Genomic DNA, 15,153 nt, shown 5'->3' on the forward strand with positions numbered 1-15,153 from the left:
TCCTATATTAAGTTTGGCGCTTCAGATTTAAGTTTTGGCAGCAGCTCTTTATAATAGGACAGAAGAGGATGAAAAAGACCCTGCTGGTCTAAAGCCTGTATTTCCTCAAAAGAAGCCCACTTGGCGTCTACTACTTCTGATTTTTGAAGAGTCAGACAATGTAAATCCACATCCATATTTACAAGCCACACATCATAAAAATCCTTAAATTCTTCCCGCCTGGTCTGGTATACCAGTTTCGGTTCTGAAGGTTTCACCGTAAGTCCCAGCTCCTCCTTAATTTCCCGGACAACAGTAGATAAAGGGGTCTCCCCTGCAGCTACACATCCCCCTGTACACTCCCAGAATAATGGGTAAAACTTGTCAGGATGGCGCTGGGAAATAAGAAACTGCCCCTGACTGTTGCGAATCCAGACGCTGATAACCAGGTGATACATACCGTCGGGATACTTTTCATTTCTTAAACAGGTCAGTCCTAAAGGCTGCCTGTCACTGTCAAACAAGTCCCACACTTCCTGCTTATTATAGGACATTTTTCTGGAGGATTCAGGAGCCTGAGAATAAGAATTGAGAATCACTACATTTTCCGGCACGTAAAGCTTTTTCTCAGAAGCTTCAAAAGAAAAAATATAGGTATGCCATCCTTCCTCAGAAAGTAATCTGGCCGTATTTGCTTTGGCAGTAAAAAATATAGTTTCTTCAGGATTTAAATTCCTGGATAAATCAGTTAAGTCAGTAAAAATCTGCTCCATAAATAAGCCGGACAAACCGGCATCTTTTAACAGGTCGGAAATTGAGGATAAACAGTCTGAATAAGACTGGAGACCTAAGGAGGCAGCATATATGTGAACGCCTTTGCTGGTCAGCTTCAGAAGGTAATATTTGGCCCCGTCCCTAAGCTTTAAAGAACCATTATCTGACATATAGAATAAGGCGCCGGGGCATTGAAAAACAGCGTTTTTAAAACAATCCATGATCAGGTTCCTCTCAAAAATTTACATAATTTTATACATTTACAGCTTTGTCTACTATAACACAATTTTATGCAAGGCACCAGATAATTTTCAGCAGATAATTTTCAATTCACCTTTTTATTGACTTGCTTTTCCAGATGAATTATAATAAATCCATCTATGTGAAAGTGAGGCAATACTTACATGTTAAAAAGCATGACTGGCTTTGGACGTTATGAGGCAGTGACAGATGAGTACAAGATATCTGTGGAGATGAAAGCAGTAAACCACAGGTATCTTGATTTAAGTATTAAGATGCCTAAAAAGTTTAACTGCTTTGAGGCAGGCATCCGCACTCTTTTGAAAAAATATATTCAAAGGGGTAAGGTGGATGTAAGCATTAATTATGAAAGCTATACAGAAGGCAATATGTGTCTGAAATACAATCAGGCTTTGGCCGCAGAGTATATGGGGTATTTTAGGAAAATGTCAGAGAGCTTTGGCATTCCCAACAATATAGGAGTATCAGAGCTTTCCAGATGTCCGGAGGTTCTGACTATGGAGCAGGTGCCAGACGACGAGGAGCATCTGTGGAAGGTGATTTCAGAATCTGTGGAGGCGGCTGCAGCAAGATTTGTGGACACCAGACTCACAGAAGGAGAAAATCTGAAGCAGGATCTTATTGGAAAGCTGGATTACATGCTGGAGCTGGTGAAGTTTATTGAGGATAGAATGCCACAGCTTTTGATTGAGTACAGACAAAAGCTGGAGGACAAAGTAAAAGAGTTTTTAGAAAATACATCTATTGACGAGGGAAGAATTGCCGCAGAAGTAACTATTTATGCAGACAAGATTTGCGTAGATGAGGAGATGGTCCGCTTACGCAGCCATATTGAAACTACAAGAGCCAAATTACTGGCGGGAGGGGCAATAGGCAGAGAGTTGGATTTTATTGCTCAGGAGATGAACAGAGAGGCTAATACAACTCTTTCTAAAGCCGGAGATCTGGCAGTGTCAGACAAGGCCATTGCTTTAAAAACAGAGATAGAAAAAGTGAGAGAACAGATTCAGAATATAGAATAAAAGTACTTAGAAAAAATATTTACAGGAGTCTGCAGTATTATGAAGAATAAAGGAATATTAGTAGTGGTTTCCGGATTTTCAGGAGCCGGCAAGGGGACGCTGATGAAAGCTCTGCTGGAAAAATATGACAATTACGCTCTTTCCATTTCAGCTACCACCAGAAAGCCCAGAGCAGGGGAGGTTCACGGGAGAGAATACTTTTTCGTGGAAAAGGAAACCTTTGAAAGTATGATCAAAGGCGATCAGTTGATTGAATATGCCCAGTATGTGAAACATTATTATGGAACGCCTAAGGAGTATGTGCTGCAGAAAATGGAGGAGGGCAAGGACGTTATTCTGGAAATAGAAATCCAGGGAGCCTTGAAAGTGAAAGAAAAATACCCAGATACATTGCTGCTGTTTGTTATGCCGCCAAGCGCTATGGAGCTGCGGCGCAGGTTAGTGGGAAGAGGCACTGAGACGGCGGATGTGATTGAAGCCAGACTGAAGCGGGCGGCAAAGGAAGCTGAAGGGATGGAGTCCTACGACTATATTTTAATTAATGATGATGTGGACACTTGCGTGGAGGAGATGCATCACCTGATTCAGTCCCAGCATCATAAGGCAGCCTACCATCTGGATTTTATGAGACAGATGGAGGAAGAGCTAAACAGATTATAAAGTGTTGGAAAACCATAAAGGTTTGATCATAGAAAGGAAGAGAGTATATGTTACATCCATCATACACAGATTTAATTAATGTAGTAAACAGTGAAGTGGAACCTGGGGAGCAGCCGGTGGTACAAAGCCGTTACTCTATTGTAATCGCCACTGCAAAAAGAGCCAGACAGCTGATTGCAGGGGAAGAGGCTATGGTTCCTGAAAACGGGAAAAAATCATTGTCAGTTGCTATTGAAGAGCTGTACAAATCAAAAGTAAAAATTGTCGGCGACGAGGAGCCTGCGGAGCAGCAGTAACAGTCGGCGGTCAAGGGGGTGTTGCAATCGGCTGAGCATTCGCAATATACAGAGGATGTAGGTACTGCAACACCCTCTTTTCTACTATTTCGAGGAGTTTTATTTTATGAAAATATTATTTGTTTCTTTAGGCTGTGATAAAAACCTGGTGGACAGTGAGAAAATGCTGGGGCTTTTATCTCAAAGCGGCCATACCTTTACAGATGACGAAAACCAGGCTGAAATTATTGTGATTAACACATGCTGTTTTATTAATGACGCCAAGGAAGAAAGCGTAAATACAATTTTAGAGATGGCGGAATATAAAAAATCAGGCAGCTGCAGACTGCTGATTGTGGCAGGCTGTATGGCTCAGCGCTACAAACAGGAAATTATGGATGAAATACCAGAGGTGGACGCAGTTTTGGGAACCTCATCCTATGATGAAATTGCAGCTGTGATCCGAAGTCTCACAGAGGAGGGCAGAGAGCACATTCAGTGTTTTCACGATTTAAATGAGCTGCCGCGCACAGACACCCGTATTGTGACTACAGGAGGCCATTATGCTTTCTTAAAAATTGCTGAGGGCTGTGATAAAAGATGTACTTACTGCATTATTCCCAGCTTGAGAGGCTCCTACAGAAGCGTGCCTATGGAGCAGCTTTTAAAAGAGGCGGGGGAGCTGGCTGAAAGAGGAGTGAAGGAGTTAATTTTAGTGGCTCAGGAGACGACTCTTTACGGAAAAGATATTTATGGAGAAAAAATGCTGCCAAAGCTTTTAGAGGAGCTGTGCAAAATTTCCGGAATCCAATGGATACGCATTCAGTACTGCTATCCGGAGGAAATTACAGAGGAGCTGATAGATACAATCAAAAGAGAAGAAAAGGTCTGTCATTATCTGGATCTTCCCATTCAGCACGCCAGCGACAGGATTTTAAAGAAAATGGGCAGACGGACCAGCCAAAGTGAACTGAGAAATATTGTAGGCAGACTGAGGGAGAGAATTCCTGATATTGCTCTGCGCACAACCTTAATCTCTGGTTTTCCGGGAGAAACAGAGGAGGACCATGAGGAGCTTATGCAGTTTGTAGATGAAATGGAATTTGACCGTTTAGGAGTATTTGCCTATTCAGCAGAAGAGGATACTCCGGCTGCCGGATTTTCAGATCAGGTTCCCCAGGAAATCAAAGAGGACCGGAGAGATCAGATTATGGAGCTTCAGCAGGAAATTGCATTTTCCAAAAATCAGGATGAGACAGACCGTATTCTGGAGGTTATGATTGAGGGAAAAGTGGCAGATGAAAATACATATGTAGGCAGAACCTACATGGATGCTCCGGGAGTGGACGGACTGATTTTTGTCAGCGCCAATGAAGAGCTGATGTCAGGCGATTTTGTAAGGGTAAAGGTTACCGGTGCTTTAGAATATGATCTGATTGGAGAGGTGTATAATGAATTTGCCTAATAAGCTTACTGTGCTGCGGGTGATTTTAATTCCGTTTTTTGTGGCAGCCCTGCTGTGGGAAAACGGCGAAAATTATTCCATGAGAATTGCAGCCGCCCTTATTTTTATAGTCGCCAGCCTGACAGATATGCTGGACGGAAAAATTGCCAGAAAATACAATCTGGTGACAAACTTTGGAAAGTTTATGGATCCTTTGGCGGACAAGCTGTTGGTGTGCGCTGCGTTAATATGTTTGATTCAGCTGAATCAGCTGCCTGCCTGGATGGTAATTATTATTATCAGCAGAGAGTTTATTATCAGTGGATTCCGCTTAGTGGCCTCTGATAATGGAGTTGTAATTGCAGCTAGCTACTGGGGCAAATTTAAAACTACGTTTCAGATGATCGCTGTAATACTGTTGATTTTCAACATACCTGCTTTAGCTGTAATCACTAATATTTGTGTGTGGGCAGCTTTGGCGCTGACAGTAGTCTCTCTGGTGGACTACATTGTTAAAAATCATAAAATACTGACAGAAGGGAGTATGTAAAAAATGGTAGTAGAACTGATTTCTGTAGGGACAGAGCTGTTGCTGGGCAATATTGTAAACACAAACGCACAGTTTTTAGCTGAAAAATGCGCTTTGCTGGGGCTGTCTATGTACAACCAGGTGGTTGTGGGAGACAACCAGGAACGGCTGACAGATACAATTAAAACTGCTTTGAAGCGTTCTGATATTGTGATTCTCACAGGAGGCTTAGGGCCTACGGAGGACGACTTGACAAAAGAGGTCTGCGCTCAGGCTATGGGATTTGCCCTTGTGGAGGATAAGCATACCAGGGAGAGAATGGAAGAATATTTTAAAAATGGCATATATAAAAAAATCCCGGAAAATAACTGGAAGCAGGCCATAGTTCCTGATGGAGCTATTGTTCTGGACAATGACAACGGCACGGCTCCCGGCTTAATTCTGGAAAAGTTTGGAAAGTCTGCAATTTTGCTGCCAGGACCTCCTAACGAATTATATCCTTTATTTATGAATAAGGTATATCCTTACCTTCAGAAGCTTCAGCCAGAGGTTATTTTATCTAAAATGGTTAAGATCTGCGGCATCGGAGAAAGCCAGGTGGAGACTATGGTGTTAGACTTAATCGACAAGCAGACGAATCCTACAATCGCCACATACGCGAAAACAGGAGAGGTTCACGTGAGAATTACGGCGAAGGCGTCTGATGAGGAGGAGGCCAAGAAGCTGATTAAGCCTGTTTTAAAAGAAGTGAAAAATAGATTTGGGGATCACATTTACAGCACAAAGGAAGAGGAAAGCCTGGAGGAGGCAGTAGTAAATCTTTTAAAGAAATATGAATTAACAGTGTGCACTGCAGAATCATGTACAGGCGGTATGCTGGCGGGACGCCTGGTGAATGTGCCGGGAGTGTCAGATGTATTTAGAGAAGGCTTTATCACATATTCTAATAAATCTAAAAGAAAGCTTTTAGATGTCAGTAAAAGCACTTTGAAAAAATATGGAGCTGTCAGCCAGCAGACTGCAAAGGAGATGGCAATGGGAGGGGTTCTGGCTACAGACTCTGACGTGTGCGTGGCCATTACCGGTTTGGCAGGGCCTGACGGAGGCACTGATGAGAAGCCGGTGGGACTTGTATATATTGCCTGCTATATGAAGGATAAGGTTTGGGTAGAGCATTATCAGTTTAAGGGAAACAGAGGAAAGATCAGAGAGCAGTCTGTAGTGAGGGCGCTGGATCTGCTGCGCCGTTCTATTCTGGATAATTACTGCTCTTAAAACAGGCGGAAAGAGTAGGAAGCTATGCAATGGTATGATCATTTATACGTAGGAGAAAAGGCGGGAGCCAAACGGTATGGGATGATCAGGAAAATCCGCGGCAGAAAGCTGCAAAGAGGCGGGTATGTGATTACGCCGGCTTCAAATGGGAATAATATTCTTGACATTTATCCTTCCGCCGTTCTGTTGCTTCCCTATTATAAGGACAAAGACCTGCTGATTCTGGGGATTGCTGCAGATTACTGGGAGGCATTAGGGCTGGCCAGAGATATTGTAGATGATTTATACAGCATAACAGGGGGATTTGACCTGAAAAAATTTCTCACAGAAAGAAATTATAAGGTGTAAACAGTGATTCATATTATACTGCTGATTTTAAAAATAATAGGAATTATTTTGCTGGTTCTGGCAGGACTGATGCTTTTGGCCGCAGGTACAGTGCTTTTTGTTCCCCTGCGGTACAGAGCAGAGGGAGAAGTATACGGCAATTTAAAGGCAAAGGGACGGGTCACCTGGCTGTTTCATCTGATTTCCGTCACTGCTTCATATGAGGAGGAACTGAAGATTTCCGTAAAGATATGCGGATTTCCCCTGGGGAGAAAAGGGGAAGAAAAAAAGTACGAGCATAAGTCTTCAGACCCCTCTCAGCAGGAACCCATAGTGCAGGCTATGTCTTTAGATGCTTCTGAGGAGGAAAAGGTGTTACAGGACCCAAAGGAGGATACCTTTTTTTACGGGGAAGAGCCTGAACAGGTAAAGGCTGCCAAAGCACCTGAGGCAGGGGAGAAAAAAAGCGGCAGGCTCCTCCAAAAGCTTAAAAGCATAAAAAGAAAGCTCAAAGGCATAAAAAGAAAAATCAGAACCTTAAAGAAGAAAAAGGATCAGATTTTAGCAGCTGTTCAAAATGAGGAAAACAGAGAGCTTGTAAAATATACATGGAAGCATGTCTGGCGCTTTATCCGCCGTGTGCTGCCAAAAAAAGTCAGAGGAAAATTATATATAGGTTTTGAGGACCCTTACATGACCGGGCAGGCTATGGCTGTGGCAGGCTTGCTTTGTCCTATTTACAAAAATGCTCTTCGGGTATATCCTGACTTTGAAAATCAGATATTGGAGGGAGAGCTTTTTATAAAGGGAAGGGTAAGACTGAGCAGCGCAGCCGCCCTGGCTTTTCACTTATTTCGCAACAGAAAATTCAGAAAGCTGCTGAAAAAACTGCTGAAGGATTAAAGGAGGAATAATAATGGCTGAAAATCATTTTGCTTCTACAGTGGAAGCGCTGTTTAAAGGAATGGATCATTTTGTTACCACGAAAACCGTGGTAGGGGAGGCAGTTAAGGTAGACGACGCCATTATTCTGCCTTTAGTAGATGTAAGCTGCGGCATGGCGGCAGGATCCTTTGCAGAGAATGCAAAACACAACGGCGGCGGAGGTATGAGCGCGAAAATGAGCCCCAGCGCCGTGCTGGTTATCCAAAACGGAGTTACAAAGCTGGTGAATGTGAAACAGCAGGACGCTATGACAAAGGTACTGGATATGGTTCCGGACTTTGTGAATAAATTTGCCTCAGGAAAGCCGGTAGCTCATGTATCAGAGGAAGCGGTGGAGGCTGCCAGGGAGATGGCAGATTCGGAGTAAAAAATAGTAATGCTCGTGAAATACCTGGCAAACTATTTGCTGTCTAAAGGGTGTTGTAAAATAGCCGGTTAAGTCTATGGCATATTTTGCAGCGCCCTATTTTTGTAGTAGTTACGGGAGAAACTGCATAAGATGGTACAAAAGGGATGAGGAGAGTGGGATGAAACGGGTATGTGGTTTGATGCTGTTTTGTTTTGGGGTAGGTATGACAGTGCTGCTTTTGATTCCTCAGACATTTACCACCTTAATTTTTATTATTGCATGTTTGGTGCTGGGGTATAATTTGTTTTGTTCCTGAAAATACAGAAAAACTCTTGTTAGGATTGCGTTAATATTTTGTTTTTTTCTGGATTTTTTTGCACTTTCAATGATTTTATGTTATACTATGAGAGTGTTATATAACGTAAATGCATATTATTGCAGAAAATTTAACGACAAGAGGTGAGCATTTGAGGAAAAACAAGACAAAATTAAAAGAAAAGTTCTATGAAGCCTTGGCCGCTGTTCTGCCAATTATAGGAATTGTGCTGCTTTTGTGCTTCACCATAGCGCCTATCTCCCCCAGCATTTTACTATGTTTTCTCATGGGAGCATTGATGCTGATGGTGGGAATGATGTTTTTTACATTGGGCGCTGAAATGTCCATGACTCCTATGGGTGAAAAAATCGGTACTTGTATGACCAAAACAAAGAAGCTGTGGATTGTAGTTCCCCTATCTTTTCTTCTGGGATTTATTATTACTATTTCTGAGCCTGATTTACAGGTGCTGGCTCAGCAGGTCCCATCTATTCCTAATATGACGCTGATTCTGTCAGTTGCCTGCGGCGTGGGAGTATTCCTGGTGATTGCTCTGCTGCGTATGCTGTTTAGCATACCTCTTCCCAATTTGCTGATTGTATTTTACATTTTGGTTTTTGGATTAACTGCTTTTGTTTCAGAAAGCTTTCAAAGCGTAGCTTTTGACTCCGGCGGGGTAACTACAGGTCCAATGACAGTGCCTTTTATTATGGCTTTGGGTATTGGTATTTCTGCTATCCGTAATGACCGTCATGCGGCGGACGACAGCTTTGGTCTGGTAGCTATCTGTTCTGTAGGTCCTATTCTGGCCGTGCTGTTATTAGGCATGATTTATAGGCCGGAAAGCAGCAGCTATACTCCTGTGGCAATTCCCGAGGTATCTGACTCTGTAGAGCTGTGGAGCATGTTCCGCAGCGGCCTGCCTGCTTATATGGAAGAGATCGCTGTCGCTCTTCTTCCCATAATTTTATTTTTCGCAGCTTTTCAGTTTATGGTGCTGAAATTATCTAAAAGAAAGCTGATGAAAATTGCTATTGGATTAGTTTATACATACATTGGCCTTGTGCTGTTTCTCACAGGAGCGAATGTAGGTTTTATGCCTGCAGGAAATTATCTTGGACAGGTTATGGCAGGTTTAAAGTTTCCGTGGATTATTGTGCCTATAGGCATGGTAATTGGATATTTTATTGTAAAAGCCGAGCCGGCAGTTTATGTGTTAAATAAACAGGTGGAGGAATTGACTGACGGGGCTATTTCTGCAAGCGCCATGGGAGCCAGCCTTTCTATTGGCGTAGCTATTTCTATAGGCCTTGCTATGATCCGCGTGCTTACGGGAATCTCTATTATGTACTTCCTGATTTCAGGATATGTTCTGGCGTTAAGTCTTTCCTTCTTTGTGCCTAAGATTTTTACAGCCATTGCTTTTGACTCCGGTGGAGTAGCTTCAGGTCCTATGACAGCTACCTTCCTTCTTCCCTTTGCTCAGGGAGCGTGTACGGCTGTAGGCGGAAATATTGTAACAGATGCCTTTGGAATTGTAGCCATGGTAGCTATGACTCCTTTAATTACAATTCAGGTTCTGGGTATGGTGTACCAGCTGAAAAAAGACAAGGGAGCAGATGTGGTTTCGCAGCCAGCCTCTGCCCTGGATATGCTGGATGATGATGCCATTATTGAGCTTTAATAAGGCGGAAGGAGAAACGTATGAGCGAATTATTTTTAATGACTACAATAACAGACAGGACTATGGCGAGAACCTTTCTGTCGTTTTATGAAAAATATCAGATTCAGGTAACCTTTAGTATGGTGGGACATGGAACGGCTGCCAGCGAGGTGTTGGATTACTTTGGGCTGGAGTCATCTGAAAAGGTAATCATTGTATCTGTTGTCACCAAGGGAATTTGGAAGCAGGTAAAAGCCGGACTTCAGACTGAAATGAAAATTGACGTGCCGGGAACAGGCATTGCCTTTATTGTTCCTTTAAGCAGCATCGGCGGGAAAAAGCAGCTGCAGTTTCTCACAGATAACCAGAATTTTGAAAAAGGAGAGGAAAGCATATTGAAAGATACAAAATATGAGCTTTTGGTTATAATCGCAAACCAGGGGTATACAGAGCTGATTATGGAGGCTGCCAGAGAAGCGGAGGCTTTAGGGGGAACTGTGATCCACGCAAAGGGAACAGGAATGCAGAAGGCAGAAAAGTTTTTGGGAGTGTCCCTGGTGGCGGAAAAAGAAATGGTATTTATTGTAGTAAAAAGCCATCAGAAAAATAATGTAATGAGGTCTATTATGGATAAGGCAGGTTTGGAAACAAAAGCCAAATCTATTGTATTTTCCCTTCCGGTTACAAGTGTTGCCGGTATGAGACTGATGGAAATTTCTGCTGAGACAGAAGAAGAATAGAAAAGAAAAAAGGCTGCCGCCCGAAAATCGGGTGACAGCCTTTTAATAAATCTAATTAAGCTCTTTCTACCAGGCCGGAACGTAAGCAGGAAGTACATACATACATCTTCTTAGCACCGCCATTAACTTTAACTTTAACAGATTTTACGTTAGCTTTCCACATCTTGTTACTTCTTCTATGGGAATGGCTCACGTTATTTCCGAAGTGAGCAGCTTTTTCGCAGATTGCACATTTAGCCATGATTCACACCTCCTTAAATCCTACTTGGATTCCAGATATCAGAATCCACAACATATAGTATGATAGCAGAATATGGCATATTTTGCAAGCGGAAAATAAAAATTTGTTTATTTTTTTCTTAATATCATGTATAATATACACATTAGAAAGAATGGAGGCTGATTTAGTGAAGGGACGTTTAAACAACCAGTTAGGCGAAGTCCAGATTTCCCCTGAAGTTATTGCGCTGTACGCCGGCACAGTCGCTGTCGGCTGTTTTGGAATTGTTGGTATGGCCGCCATAAGTATGAAGGACGGACTTGTAAAGCTTTTAAAAAAGGAAAGTCTGACAAGAGGAATTAATGTGGAAATTGAAGATAATCAAGTAAGCTTAGATTTTCACGTAATCGTGTCTTACGGAGTAAGCATTCATGCTGTCGCTGATAACCTGATTGAGACAGTAAAATACAATGTAGAGGAATTCACCGGACTGAATGTGGAAAAAATCAACATTTTTGTAGAAGGTGTAAAAGTGATAGATTAAGGAGGAACAGTACCCGTGGGTATGAATTCAATCGACGCCAAAGGTGTGCAGAAGGCCTTTTTAGCTGCCGCCAAAGGACTTGAAGCAAATAAGGAGTGGATTAATCAGCTGAATGTGTTTCCAGTTCCTGACGGAGATACAGGGACAAATATGTCAATGACTATTATGGCTGCCGCCAGAGAGGTGGCGGCGGTGGAAAAGCCGGATATGGAGACTGTGGCAAAAGCCATTTCCTCCGGTTCCCTAAGAGGAGCCAGAGGAAATTCCGGAGTAATCCTGTCCCAGCTGTTCAGAGGCTTTACAAAGGAGATTAAGACGTCAGATCAGATTACTACGGAAATCTTGGCAAATTCCTTTGTGAGAGCCACAGAGACAGCCTACAAAGCAGTAATGAAGCCTAAAGAGGGAACGATTCTGACAGTGGCCAGAGGCATGGCGGATAAGGCTGTGGAGCTGGCTCCCCAGATTCAGGATATTGTAGAGTTTGCAGACCAGGTAATTGCTCATGGCGATTATGTTCTCAGTCAGACGCCGGAGATGCTGCCTGTTTTAAAACAGGCGGGGGTAGTGGATTCCGGCGGCCAGGGACTGATGCAGGTGTTAAAGGGAGCCAGGGACGGGCTGTTAGGCAAAGAGCCGGATATACAAATAGAGGCTGCAAAGACGGTTGTTACCTCTCCTACGCCTCAGGATAGAGAGCAGGAAGCTATTCAATTTGGATATTGTACTGAATTTATTATTAACCTGGAAAAAGAATATAGTGAAAAGACAGAAGATGAATTAAAATCATATTTAGAATCTATTGGGGACTCTATAGTGGTAGTGTCTGATGATGATATTGTAAAAGTGCATGTTCACACAAACCATCCCGGCCTGGCTTTTGAAAAAGCATTGACTTATGGTTCTCTGTCCAGAATGAAAGTGGATAATATGAGGGAGGAGCATGAGGAGAAGCTGCTTAAAGAAATGGAATTAGAGAAGCAGCAGCCCAGGAAAAAATCAGGCTTTATAGCAGTTTCCATTGGAGACGGACTGGGAGAAATCTTTAAAGGAATTGGAGCTGATTATCTGATTGAAGGCGGTCAGACCATGAATCCCAGCACAGAAGATATGTTAAAGGCCATAGAACAGGTAAACGCAGACACTGTTTTCATTTTCCCTAATAATAAAAATATTATTTTGGCGGCAGAGCAGGCGAAAAGTCTGGTGGAGGATAAGAACATTGTTGTAATACCTTCTAAGACGATCCCTCAGGGAATTACAGCCCTAATCAATTATCTTCCGGAGCTGTCTCCTGAGGAAAATGAAGAAAATATGACAAGAGAGATGGGCAATGTAAAAACAGGTCAGATTACCTATGCCGTGCGCAGTACGGTTATTGACGGCATTCAGATTGAAGAAGGGGATATTATGGGAATCGGAGACAATGGGATTCTCACCTCAGATCAATCTGTGGAGACGGCTGCTGTCAATACCTTAAAGGCGTTGACAGATGACAGCTCTGAGCTGATTACTATATATTATGGCTGCGATGTATCTGAGGAGGAGGCTGACAGAGTTTTAAGTCTGGCAGAAAAAACTTGTCCTCAGTGTGAAATAGAGCTGCACAGCGGCGGTCAGCCTGTATATTATTATTTAATTTCTGTAGAATAACAGATTTACGTTTAAGGATAAGAGAGTGTTGCAAAAAGGGCAGCCTTACGGCAAAAGCATATTTTTTGCAGCGCTCTCTATATTTTAGGGTACAGGAGGTTAGTGATGACAGAACAGCCCATTACTTCCTTAAAGGGAATTGGAGAGAAAACAGGAAAACTATTTGAAAAGCTGGGAGTTTTTACTGTTCAGGATTTGGTGGAATATTATCCCAGGGCTTATGATTCTTATAATCAGCCTGTTTCTGTAGGAGAATTAAAGCCGGATTCTGTTATGGCGGTGAAAGGATTTCTCCACAAAAACGGTGAGGTGCGCCGTTTTTCAAAGGTACAGGTAGTTTTGGCTTCCCTTCACGACGACACAGGAGCTCTTCAGCTTATTTGGTACAATATGGCTTTTCTGCGCACTGTGCTAAAGGCAGGAGTTCCATTTATTTTCCGAGGCAGAGTAATTAAAAAAAGCGGAAGGCTGACTATGGAACAGCCGGAAATTTTCAGTCCCAATGACTATGAGAAAGTGCTTCACTCTATGCAGCCTATTTACGGACAGACAAAGGGATTGGGAAATAAGGCTATTGTAAAGGCGGTGTCTCAGGCGCTGGAGCACAGACAGATGGAAAGAGAGTACCTGCCTTTAACAATAAGAGAAAAATATGAGCTGGCAGAATGTAATTTTGCAGTGGAGCACATTCATTTTCCCTCCAATCAGCAGGAGTTTTTATTTGCCAGAAAACGTTTAGTATTTGACGAGTTTTTCTTTTTTCTTTTATCTGTACGTCTGCTGAGAGAAAAAAGAGAGGAGCAGAAAAGCGAATATATCATATGTCCGTCTCCTCATGTGGAGAGCTTTAAAAATCAGCTGCCCTACAGCCTGACAGAAGCTCAGGAGAAGGCCTACAGGGAAGTGTGCCAGGATATGTCCGGCGGCCTGATTATGAACAGATTAGTTCAGGGAGACGTAGGCTCCGGCAAAACCATTATTGCAGTGCTGGCCCTTCTCCAGGCAGCCTACAACGGCTTTCAGGGAGCTTTAATGGCGCCTACAGAGGTTTTGGCAAAACAGCATTATGAAGGAATATTGGAGCTGTTTTCCAAATATGGTGTAAATAAGGTTCCGGTGCTGATTACAGGCTCTATGACGGCCAAAGAAAAACGTTTGGCATATGAAAAAATAGCTTCCCACGAAGCAGATATTATTATTGGAACTCACGCGTTAATTCAGGAAAAAGTAAAGTATGATAATCTGGCTCTTGTAATTACAGATGAGCAGCATCGATTTGGAGTAGGGCAGAGGGAGGCTTTGGGAAATAAAGGAAAGGCTCCTCACGTGCTGGTAATGAGCGCCACTCCCATTCCCAGAACACTGGCAATTATTATATATGGGGATCTGGATATTTCTGTTATAGACCAGCTGCCGGCCAACAGACTTCCGATTAAAAACTGTGTAGTAGATAAAGGATTTAGAAAAAAGGCTTATTCCTTTATTGCAGGGGAAGCGGCAAAGGGACATCAGGCATATGTGATTTGTCCTATGGTAGAAGAAAGCGAACAAATTGATGCGGAAAATGTGCTGGATTATACAAAAATTCTGCAGAAAGAGCTGCCGGCCTCTGTAAAGGTAGAATATCTTCATGGAAAAATGAAGGGCAAAGAAAAAAATCAGATTATGGAGCGCTTTGCCAGAAACGAAATTCAGGTGCTGGTTTCCACTACAGTTATTGAGGTAGGAGTTAATGTTCCAAATGCCACTGTGATGATGATTGAAAATGCAGAGCGTTTTGGACTGGCTCAGCTTCATCAGCTGAGAGGCCGGGTGGGAAGAGGCGCAAGCCAATCATACTGTATTATGGTAAATTGTTCCGGGGAAGACGGGGCAGGGGAGCGCCTGGATATTTTAAACAAATCTAACGATGGATTTTTCATTGCCTCTGAGGATTTAAAGCTGAGAGGGCCAGGAGATATTTTTGGCCTTAGACAAAGCGGGGATATGGAGTTTCGTCTGGCGGATATTTTTACAGACGCCAATATTTTAAAAACAGTTTCAGAAGAAGTAAAGAAACTATTAGAGGAAGACGGGGAACTGTCCTTAGAAGAGCACAGAGAGCTGAAAAAGCGTTTAGACGGATATTTAGAAAAAAGCTATGGAAAGCTGAATCTGTGATTTGGCAAAATAAATCA

The 15,153-nt window shown here is 42.7% G+C and carries 17 protein-coding genes; 15 read left to right on the forward strand and 2 right to left on the reverse strand.

The window, feature by feature from the left end; translation table 11 throughout:
- Positions 1–2: 2 nt before the first annotated feature.
- A complete protein-coding gene (locus tag C1A07_RS16290) occupies positions 3–974 on the reverse strand; it encodes an NUDIX hydrolase (RefSeq protein ID WP_242972214.1) in 972 nt (323 codons plus the stop codon).
- A 183-nt stretch (positions 975–1,157) separates the two neighbouring features.
- Here C1A07_RS16290 and C1A07_RS00360 point away from each other — a divergent pair, with 183 nt between their 5' ends.
- The 12 genes from C1A07_RS00360 (at position 1,158) to C1A07_RS00410 (ending at position 10,559) form a co-directional block, all read left to right on the forward strand.
- The gene (locus C1A07_RS00360; RefSeq protein ID WP_101875334.1) at positions 1,158–2,036 is read left to right on the forward strand and encodes a YicC/YloC family endoribonuclease; all 879 of its coding nucleotides are present in this window, start codon (positions 1,158–1,160) and stop codon (positions 2,034–2,036) included.
- A gap of 39 nt (positions 2,037–2,075) precedes the next feature.
- On the forward strand, positions 2,076–2,696 hold the full coding sequence (gene gmk / locus C1A07_RS00365; RefSeq protein WP_101875335.1) for a guanylate kinase: 621 nt from the start codon (positions 2,076–2,078) through the stop codon (positions 2,694–2,696).
- A 47-nt stretch (positions 2,697–2,743) separates the two neighbouring features.
- On the forward strand, positions 2,744–2,992 hold the full coding sequence (rpoZ, locus tag C1A07_RS00370; RefSeq protein ID WP_101875336.1) for a DNA-directed RNA polymerase subunit omega: 249 nt from the start codon (positions 2,744–2,746) through the stop codon (positions 2,990–2,992).
- Between the two features lie 106 nt (positions 2,993–3,098).
- Positions 3,099–4,436 carry a 30S ribosomal protein S12 methylthiotransferase RimO gene (gene rimO / locus C1A07_RS00375; protein ID WP_101875337.1) on the forward strand — a complete coding sequence of 446 codons (1,338 nt, stop codon included), beginning with the start codon at positions 3,099–3,101 and terminating at the stop codon, positions 4,434–4,436.
- On the forward strand, positions 4,423–4,965 hold the full coding sequence (gene pgsA, locus C1A07_RS00380; RefSeq protein ID WP_101875338.1) for a CDP-diacylglycerol--glycerol-3-phosphate 3-phosphatidyltransferase: 543 nt from the start codon (positions 4,423–4,425) through the stop codon (positions 4,963–4,965). The genes rimO and pgsA overlap by 14 nt, the downstream gene beginning before the upstream one ends.
- 3 nt (positions 4,966–4,968) lie before the next feature.
- Positions 4,969–6,219: a competence/damage-inducible protein A gene (locus C1A07_RS00385; protein WP_101875339.1), complete on the forward strand. Its 1,251-nt coding sequence runs from the start codon at positions 4,969–4,971 to the stop codon at positions 6,217–6,219.
- 24 nt (positions 6,220–6,243) lie between these two features.
- Entirely contained in the window at positions 6,244–6,567 is a 324-nt protein-coding gene (locus tag C1A07_RS00390; RefSeq protein ID WP_101875340.1) for a hypothetical protein, read from the forward strand.
- A 3-nt stretch (positions 6,568–6,570) separates the two neighbouring features.
- On the forward strand, positions 6,571–7,449 hold the full coding sequence (locus tag C1A07_RS00395) for a DUF2953 domain-containing protein (protein ID WP_101875341.1): 879 nt from the start codon (positions 6,571–6,573) through the stop codon (positions 7,447–7,449).
- A gap of 13 nt (positions 7,450–7,462) precedes the next feature.
- Positions 7,463–7,858: a GerW family sporulation protein gene (locus C1A07_RS00400; protein ID WP_101875342.1), complete on the forward strand. Its 396-nt coding sequence runs from the start codon at positions 7,463–7,465 to the stop codon at positions 7,856–7,858.
- Between the two features lie 160 nt (positions 7,859–8,018).
- On the forward strand, positions 8,019–8,156 hold the full coding sequence (locus C1A07_RS16100) for a hypothetical protein (RefSeq protein WP_180952140.1): 138 nt from the start codon (positions 8,019–8,021) through the stop codon (positions 8,154–8,156).
- A gap of 109 nt (positions 8,157–8,265) precedes the next feature.
- The gene (locus C1A07_RS00405; RefSeq protein WP_101875343.1) at positions 8,266–9,840 is read left to right on the forward strand and encodes a DUF1538 domain-containing protein; all 1,575 of its coding nucleotides are present in this window, start codon (positions 8,266–8,268) and stop codon (positions 9,838–9,840) included.
- Between the two features lie 20 nt (positions 9,841–9,860).
- Positions 9,861–10,559: a P-II family nitrogen regulator gene (locus C1A07_RS00410; RefSeq protein ID WP_101875344.1), complete on the forward strand. Its 699-nt coding sequence runs from the start codon at positions 9,861–9,863 to the stop codon at positions 10,557–10,559.
- Between the two features lie 55 nt (positions 10,560–10,614).
- Here C1A07_RS00410 and rpmB read toward each other — a convergent pair whose 3' ends face one another.
- Positions 10,615–10,800 (reverse strand): 50S ribosomal protein L28, encoded by a 186-nt coding sequence (gene rpmB, locus C1A07_RS00415; protein WP_101875345.1) that lies wholly within the window; start codon positions 10,798–10,800, stop codon positions 10,615–10,617.
- Between the two features lie 166 nt (positions 10,801–10,966).
- Between rpmB and C1A07_RS00420 the strand changes: the two genes are divergently transcribed.
- The 3 genes from C1A07_RS00420 to recG all read left to right on the forward strand — a co-directional run bounded on the left by C1A07_RS00420 (position 10,967) and on the right by recG (position 15,136).
- A complete protein-coding gene (locus tag C1A07_RS00420; protein WP_101877981.1) occupies positions 10,967–11,323 on the forward strand; it encodes an Asp23/Gls24 family envelope stress response protein in 357 nt (118 codons plus the stop codon).
- 15 nt (positions 11,324–11,338) lie between these two features.
- Positions 11,339–12,976 (forward strand): DAK2 domain-containing protein, encoded by a 1,638-nt coding sequence (locus C1A07_RS00425; protein WP_101875346.1) that lies wholly within the window; start codon positions 11,339–11,341, stop codon positions 12,974–12,976.
- A 102-nt stretch (positions 12,977–13,078) separates the two neighbouring features.
- Positions 13,079–15,136 carry an ATP-dependent DNA helicase RecG gene (gene recG / locus C1A07_RS00430; protein ID WP_101875347.1) on the forward strand — a complete coding sequence of 686 codons (2,058 nt, stop codon included), beginning with the start codon at positions 13,079–13,081 and terminating at the stop codon, positions 15,134–15,136.
- The last annotated feature ends 17 nt before the right edge of the window (positions 15,137–15,153 follow it).

Origin of the sequence: Lachnoclostridium edouardi (assembly GCF_900240245.1) — a bacterium.
GTDB classification, from domain to species: domain Bacteria; phylum Bacillota; class Clostridia; order Lachnospirales; family Lachnospiraceae; genus Lachnoclostridium_A; species Lachnoclostridium_A edouardi.